This is a genomic window from Ferruginibacter sp. (assembly GCF_014377975.1).
Lineage (GTDB): Bacteria > Bacteroidota > Bacteroidia > Chitinophagales > Chitinophagaceae > Ferruginibacter.
The window spans coordinates 1-5,649 of sequence record NZ_JACMOO010000107.1; the positions used below are offsets into that span (position 1 = coordinate 1).

At 37.6% G+C, this 5,649-nt stretch carries 5 protein-coding genes; 4 read left to right on the forward strand and 1 reads right to left on the reverse strand.

The genetic code is table 11. The annotated features are described in order from the left end of the window. Positions 1-113 precede the first annotated feature (113 nt). The 3 genes from bshB1 (at position 114) to H7254_RS06340 (ending at position 4,890) form a co-directional block, all read left to right on the forward strand. Positions 114-842, forward strand: coding sequence for a bacillithiol biosynthesis deacetylase BshB1 (gene bshB1, locus H7254_RS06330; protein WP_301932169.1), 729 nt, complete (start codon positions 114-116; stop codon positions 840-842). Between the two features lie 68 nt (positions 843-910). Beyond that, the gene (locus tag H7254_RS06335) at positions 911-1,987 is read left to right on the forward strand and encodes an acyl-CoA desaturase (protein ID WP_301932170.1); all 1,077 of its coding nucleotides are present in this window, start codon (positions 911-913) and stop codon (positions 1,985-1,987) included. Positions 1,988-3,675: 1,688 nt separating this feature from the next. Beyond that, the gene (locus H7254_RS06340) at positions 3,676-4,890 is read left to right on the forward strand and encodes a metallophosphoesterase (RefSeq protein ID WP_301932171.1); all 1,215 of its coding nucleotides are present in this window, start codon (positions 3,676-3,678) and stop codon (positions 4,888-4,890) included. A 92-nt stretch (positions 4,891-4,982) separates the two neighbouring features. Here H7254_RS06340 and H7254_RS21430 read toward each other — a convergent pair whose 3' ends face one another. Further along, positions 4,983-5,120 carry a T9SS type A sorting domain-containing protein gene (locus tag H7254_RS21430; RefSeq protein WP_367875419.1) on the reverse strand — a complete coding sequence of 46 codons (138 nt, stop codon included), beginning with the start codon at positions 5,118-5,120 and terminating at the stop codon, positions 4,983-4,985. On the opposite strand from H7254_RS21430, the gene H7254_RS06345 reads away from it, so the two are divergent. Beyond that, positions 5,103-5,297, forward strand: coding sequence for a hypothetical protein (locus H7254_RS06345; protein WP_301932172.1), 195 nt, complete (start codon positions 5,103-5,105; stop codon positions 5,295-5,297). The genes H7254_RS21430 and H7254_RS06345 overlap by 18 nt on opposite strands. Positions 5,298-5,649: the final 352 nt, after the last annotated feature.

Below are 5,649 nucleotides of genomic sequence, written 5' to 3' on the forward strand. Positions count from 1 at the left end.
ATCAGAGGGCAAACCAGGATATCCAAAAATTTAATTGGTCATTATCCGTGTGAATTATTTTACCCTATTCACTTACTTTTGCATCTCATTCCCTTCACCTTTTAAATAACCAAATGAAATTAGATATACTTGCTTTTGGAGCTCATCCCGATGATGTTGAACTGAGTTGTGCCGGCACTTTGATGGTTGAAAAAATGCATGGTAAAAAGATAGGGGTGGTAGATCTTACACAGGGTGAACTGGGAACAAGGGGCAGTGCTGAATTAAGAAAACAGGAAGCTACAGCAGCTGCTGAAATTTTACAATTAGATGTAAGAGAAAACCTGGAACTGGCTGATGGCTTTTTTAAAAATGATGAAGTACACCAGCGGCAAATAATAAGGGCCATCCGGAAATATCAACCAGAAATTATTTTATGCAATGCTCCGGATGACCGACATCCCGACCACGGCAGAAGTGCCCAGTTACTGGAAGATGCCGTTTTTTTATCGGGACTACGTAAAATTGAAACTATTGACAATGGGCAATTGCAGACAGTATGGCGTCCTTCGTACGTTTTTAATTATATACAAGACAGGTATCTTCATCCCAATTTCGTGATGGATATTTCGGCAGTAATGGAGCAGAAATTGGCCTCCATCAGGGCCTACGCTACCCAGTTTGAAAACCCCGGTTTGGATGAACCGCAAACTTATATCTCTACTCCGGATTTTTTAGACAGCGTCATTTACCGGGCAAAAATGTATGGTAAAATGATCGGCGTTAAATATGCAGAAGGTTTTATCAGCAGGAAAATGATAGGTTTTAACAGTTTCGACGCATTTATTAAGGAAAATACTTGATTTTGAGATTAAACAATAGTAACTGTAAGCCTGTAAAATTGTAGCTTTGCACACTTAAATATAATCGTATGGCCACTCCAAAATTTATCAACAATTCATCTACTTTTCACCAGGAATTAAAGCAACGGGTGAACCAGTATTTTGCTGATGTAAAAAAACCTTCCACCGGAAATATTAAATTGTTTTTTAAGGCTATCTTTTTCTTTACTGCTTACGTGGCACTATATGTACACCTGGTATATTTTACCCCTGTTGCATGGGTTGCCATTATTGAATGCGTGTTGTTGGGCTGTTTTACTGCTGCCATTGGGTTTAATGTAATGCACGATGGTGGTCATGGCAGTTTTAGCAAAAACAAAAATGTAAATAAATTAGCCGCTGTTTCGGTAAATTTTTTAGGTGCCAGCAGTATTATGTGGAACCAGAAACACAATATCATTCATCATACATACACTAACATTGATGGCGTTGATGATGACATCGAAATTAAGCCTTACCTCCGCATGTGTACTACACAAAAATTATATAAAGTGCATCGCTTTCAACATTATTATGTTTGGTTTTTGTATACATTGCTGCACCTGATCTGGATATTTTTAACTGACTATCAAAAATACTTTAAGAAAAAAATTGGTACGGTTCCAATTAAAAAATTAACGGTAAAAGAACACATTGCTTTTTGGGCAGCCAAAGTTGGATACGCATTCTTTTTCATGGTTTTACCAATTTATATACTTGGATTTACCACATGGGTAGTTGGCTTTTTAATTACCAGCATGGTAACTGGTTTTGTTATTAGTATTGTGTTTCAGCTGGCGCACACGGTAGAAGATACTGAATTTCCAATGCCAGAAGTCAGCAGCAATAAAATTGAAAATGAATGGGCCATACACCAGGTTCAAACTACTGCTAATTTTGCTACTAAAAACAAATTGCTTTCCTGGCTGGTTGGTGGTCTTAACTTTCAGATAGAGCATCACCTGTTTCCCAAGATTAGCCATGTACACTACCCTGCCATCAGTAAAATCATTAAACAAACCTGTTTAGATTTTGATATCAAATATATTGAGTATCCAAAAATGAGGCATGCCATTGCTTCTCATGCCTCTTACCTGCGCAGAATGGGCAGAGCTGTTGCCGTTTAATAAAAATATTTAACCATCAAAAGCCATTGTATATTTATTATGTACGATGGCTTTTTTATTCCCGTTTTTGCAAAAGTTTACAATCGTAAAATAGCAAATTTATTGCGTATCTAAAACATGCAGGTTCTCTAATCTTCAGTCACCTGCTTTTAGATTGTTCAGGTAATTGCTTGCGTTGCTGGAGATTCAGCATTATTAAAACTGTATTTTTAACAGATGTGAATAGGACTAATGTAGCAGGGTATACTTTTCATTGTATTGCATATACCTTTATTTTTTGGAACCTTGTATTCAGCATCAAGGTTACATCTACAGCATTTTTTATTATGTCGCAAAACAGGTACAGTAAGCAGCACAGGACACATACGTCATAAGATTACGGGACTAATATTGATAAAAAAAGAAATAGACACATGGCAACTATTTTTGGGGGCAATTGAAACATAAAAATTATAAAAGATTATTCGCATGCTGGAAGAAATGACACAGGATGCATGGCAGGGTGCTTAGCCGGCACGCTACATCGCACAATTAAATTGCTTTTAAAAAAAATAAGGTTGTAAAAACGAAAATTTCCTCATGCTTTATTTATTATACCCTTTTAATTATTAAGCGAAGCTTATTTTTCACTTTATTCTTTTGCTAAATTAAGATTAGTTGAAATTGCAGGACTAAAAACGATTCTTTCTTATTTTACTTTTTTAGCTATAATCCGTATTTGCTTCTTGTGAATGTGTTGACGATTCCTTCCAGGATATTATCGGTAATTTAAGCATTGAATTTACACTTCTGGTAAGCTCAGTTATTAAATTTGGTCTATCTTTTTTTACCTTGTTAATATAAATTTTCTTGTTTCGTGGCGGTTGATCTAGATTCTCCATATATATTTCCAAGCAAAAGATTCAAATCACCAGGCGCAGGGGTGTATGACAATAAGAAGAAATGTCGATTTATGTTCCCGGCGAAGTGCCCAAGCGCCAGACGCAGCAATAAGAGGCTGGCAGAGTACGTCAGGTTTCCTATGTTAGGCAATTACTCATATTTGGGCAGTGTACTATTCTAATTTCGGATATTTCGATCTGCAAAAATTAGTAACATATAGAGATATTAGTTAAGGGCTGTACATATTGGTTGCTCTGGCCTGGGAAGTTCAATATTTTTTACCGAGCTATTTTAGTGCTTGTACTGTTTTGAAATGATATCCTAAAATAACCATAAAGGTGATTGTTTTTTAATTTTCCTACGAATTAATTGTTATGGGTATTTGCTCCCAATTAGAGAAGATACTGTCAATGATTGACAAAGAAGGAAAGATGTTTGCGTACAACAAACAATAATTTTTTTACCGCTTTTCCAGGTATTATTAACGTGCAGGCAGAACATAAGATGCTGCATAGTATCCTCCGGCCAAAATATGGGGTAACAATTTGGAAAACTCCTAAAAACATATTGTATCATTCAAAAAAATAAAGAACCAATCCGATTATTTACAAAATGAATTTACGTAGGTATTTCTTTCGGTTGCAACTATAATTAGTGACTCCCTGTGTACCCGTCGTTTTAATATCAGTAAAGATTAAATTGAAAATAATTGTATGCTTTTTGTTTTATTACTGATATGTTAACCGATTGCAATAATTTGCTTTCGGTGTTTATTTTATTTACATTAACAATTTAAAATTAACGCCATGCCTGCCAATAAAAACACCACCAAACCTGCTACAGGGAAACCCCTTCGTTTTGCGCATCCTTTTTACACCGATACACCCATTACCCAACGGGCTTCTATACCGGGAACAGGTAATCGCATGCTTGATTTTGTGGCAACAAAATTATTACCATTTCCAGATCCACAGCGGGAACCTTCCATGCTATTGGCCGATATCATCGGGCAGCAGGGCGCATCCGACGTTCAGGCTGAGCAGTTTTTTTGCTTTCATGCTGTGGGCGATACAGGTCATGAAAACGGCCTTGCACAAGAACAGGTATCCACGGCCATGGCGCACGATTATAATCCTGCCCACCCGGCACAATCACCAGCTTTTCTGCTACACCTGGGCGATGTAATTTATTACGACAATACCGACAAAGGGTACCAGGCCCAATTTTATGTGCCTTATAAAAAATATCCAGGTAAAATCATAGCCATACCTGGTAACCACGATGGGGAAATTTTTAAGTTTGACGGAACACCTACCGGGCAAAAAGCAAGCCTGGCGGCGTTTTGGAGAAATTTTTGCCAGTCGAAACCAGGCGTACCGCCCGACGCCGGTACCATTTACCGCGAAATGATCAGCCAGCCTGGCGCATACTGGTGGCTGAATGCACCTTTCATTGACATCATTGGGCTGTACTCCAATATCGGGGAAGGACCGGGCTTTATTAATGTGCCAACCGTAGGGGGACTTAAACAAACAGACTGGCTGAAAAAAACACTCACCGCAATCCAAAAACAACGAACCGGCGGGCAACGTAAAGCCCTGCTGATTGCGGTACATCATCCACCCTTTAGCCAAGGTGGGCATTCAGGCAGTTCGGCAATGCTGCAGGATATAGATAAATGCTGCACCCAAAGTGGCATTATGCCCGACATGGTGCTGGCAGCTCATGCGCACAATTACCAGCGTTTTACCCGATACATGAATTTTGGCGGAAAAAATATGCAGATACCCTTTTATGTTGCGGGTTGCGGCGGAAGAGGTTTGGTTGCTGTTAGCCAGGCAACTGGTAAACGGCAGGGTGATAATAGTTTTGACTCTTCTCTAATGGGCTATGGTTACCTAACCATCACAGCGTCCCCTAAACAGCTTTCTGCCTTATTTACCCAGGTAGATGCTCAGGGCGCCAGAAGTCAGTTTGATAAAAAAATAGTTGTAGACTTAAATACCAGTCAAATATTGTAAGCCATTTTTTTCGAAAAATAAAGTAGTTCCACAAAATTTTAACAAATAAAAAATCTCATAAACGAAGATTTTTTTATTTGAAATTTAAACAGTTATTTAATAATTTTTTTTGAAAAGATTTGCTTATTTTTCGTCAGTCTTAACACATAAGTTCCATATGGAAGATCGCCTGCATTCAGTGTTAGGCTAGTTATACCTTCGGAAACACTACCATGGTGGACAAACCGCATAATTTTTCCATCTATTTAAATAACCTGTATAGCCATAACCTAAACGTTGGCAGGCAACAACTGAGTCCGGCTATTACCAGTAAGCGGATTACCAATAAACGCCCGGTTAAATTTTTAATAGTTAAGCAGGATGGTGAGGGTATAGATAAAGTTACCATACAAGTCTACCTGTTTTAACCGATAATAATTTGTACAGCATAAACCCTAAGCATCAATAAAACCATAGTTGTTTGTGAGGGAGAAAGTGCCATTGCCCGGTACAAACCAATACCGGTAAAAGTTTGTCAATCCATGCTTTCTAATATTATTGGGGTACAAAAACAGCGGGATATGAAATAGAAAATATCACTATTCAGTTTTTTAGAAAAACGAGTATTTATATTAAATCAATAGGTTTAAGTAGAATAAGCACAAAGTCTTTTTAACACTGGGTAAGAATGTGGTATTTCATTCATCAATCGATTTATGATATTATCAAATAGCCATTCTTTCATATTGCGTTTATTAAAACGATAAATGTATTCATCAA